2 protein-coding genes are annotated in these 1,945 nt (G+C 65.0%); both read right to left on the bottom strand.

Translation table 11 applies throughout. The features are described from left to right. Window positions 1-131 precede the first annotated feature (131 nt). On the bottom strand, window positions 132-1,061 hold the full coding sequence (gene msrP, locus RT424_RS10090; RefSeq protein ID WP_313437186.1) for a protein-methionine-sulfoxide reductase catalytic subunit MsrP: 930 nt from the start codon (window positions 1,059-1,061) through the stop codon (window positions 132-134). A 63-nt stretch (window positions 1,062-1,124) separates the two neighbouring features. Continuing rightward, on the bottom strand, window positions 1,125-1,945 hold an 821-nt coding region (locus tag RT424_RS10085), incomplete at its 5' end, for a chloride channel protein (protein ID WP_313437184.1).

The following is a 1,945-nucleotide window of genomic DNA, read 5'->3' as shown; positions in this document are numbered from 1 at the left end:
GAATTCAACCGGATTGGCGGTGAGATTGCCGGTGAAGCCCCACCAGAGGATCAAGGCCAGCGGCGCTGCGCACAGGAGCCAGACGAACGCGGATTCCAGTCGCAGCCAGATCGGCCGCCTTGCGTGCACCATCAGTAGAGCTGGCGCGGGTCGAGCCCGCGATAAAGGCTGGCCACCTGCTCCGCATAGCCATTGAAAGGCAAGGTCTTGCGGCGGAAGAATTCGCCGATGCGCCGTTCCTTGGCCTGCGACCAACGTGGGTGATCCACGGCGGGGTTCACATTGCCGTAGAACCCGTATTCGCGCGGCGCCATCATCTGCCAGCTGGTTTGCGGGCGCCGATCGGTGAAGCGGATGCGCACGATCGACTTGATGCCTTTGAACCCGTATTTCCAGGGAAGCACAAGCCGGATAGGCGCACCGTTCTGGTTCGGTAGGGTCTGCCCGTAGAGCCCCACCGCCAGCAGCGCCAGCGGATGGAGCGCTTCGTCGAGCCGCAAGGCCTCGCGATAGGGCCACTGGATCACCGAGCCTCGCTGCCCCGGCATCTGGCGGGGATCGCGCAGCGTTTCGAAAGCGACGAACTTTGCGCCGCTCTTGGGGCCGACGGCCTTGATGAGGCTGGCCAGCGGAAAACCAACCCAGGGGATCACCATCGACCAGGCTTCGACGCAGCGCATGCGATAGATCCGCTCCTCCAGCGGAAAGCGCTTGATGAGGTCGTCTATCCCATAGCGGCCCGGCCGTTCGCACAAGCCATCTATGGCGACCGTCCAGGGGCGGGTGCGCATCATGCCCGCATATTTCGCCGGATCTTCCTTGCCGGTTCCGAATTCGTAGAAGTTGTTGTAGCCGGTCACATCGTCGAGGGGCGTCCTGGCCTCGTCGATGGCCATGCGGTTGGGCTTGAACCGGAGCGCCGCCGCCGATGCCGGGCTGCTTTCGCCGCATGCGGCAAGACCGAGCCCGGCGATACCGGCGATGAATTGTCGCCTCTTCAGATAGAGCCCATGATCGGTCACATCGCGGTCGGCGAGGTCGGGCGCGTCCATGATCAGCATCGGCGATCCTTTGGCGAGAAGCACCACAAGCTAGCACGGCGCGATGAACCGCGCCTGATCGGATTACGACTTGGCCAGGAACCTTTGCGACAGCCCGTGGTAGAGCTTTTCCTTGCACACGAACTGGGCTGCGAAGTCGCCGATGAGCGCGGAAGCCAGCAGGGGCATCATCAGTCCCCGGCTCGCCGTGGTTTCCGAGATGATGATGACCGCCGTCAAGGGCGCGCGCACCACGCCGGTGAAATAGGCGACCATTCCCAGCAGCACGACGGCGCCGGAGGGATAGCCGGGGAAAATCCCGCGAAGAAGATCGCCGATGCCGGCCCCGATCGAGAGCGAGGGGGCGAAGATGCCGCCCGGGATGCCGGAAACCGCCGTTGCCAGGGTCGTCACGAACTTGGCCGCGCCGAACCAGATCGGCACGTCCTTTCCGGCGATGATGCCATGGGCGGTATCGTAGCCCGTCCCCCAGGTCAGGCCGGTAGAGACGCCGAGCACGGCAACGATCGTGCCGCAAAACGTGGCGAACAGCACTGGCCGGGCACGAAGCCGGGCCATCGGCCGCATCGTACTCGTGCCGGTAGCAAGCATCAGGCGCGAGAATGCACCGCCGGCGATGCCGCCCAGGATCCCCGCGACGGGCGTGGCGATGAGGGCCTGCTGGAACCCGAGGGTCTGGCGCATCGCGCCGAAATAGATGTAGTCGCCGGCGATTCCCAGGCTGACCATGCCCGCGATCAGCACGGCCGCCATGACGAGCAGCGTCATGCGCTGCTCATAGGCGGCTGCCAGTTCCTCGATGGCGAAAGCCACGCCGGCAAGCGGCGTATTGAAGGCGGCTGCAACGCCGGCCGCGCCGCCAGCGATATAGACCGACGAGCGCA

It is taken from the genome of Novosphingobium sp. (assembly GCF_032093395.1).
GTDB lineage: Bacteria > Pseudomonadota > Alphaproteobacteria > Sphingomonadales > Sphingomonadaceae > Novosphingobium.
Note: the sequence above shows the minus strand (reverse complement) of the source record. Positions and strands in the feature narration are given on the sequence as shown.

What these genes read in the sequence shown, in the direction of transcription:
- msrP (WP_313437186.1), bottom strand. Translation starts at nt 1,061, where the DNA reads ATGCTGATCATGGACGCGCCCGACCTCGCCGACCGCGATGTGACCGAT.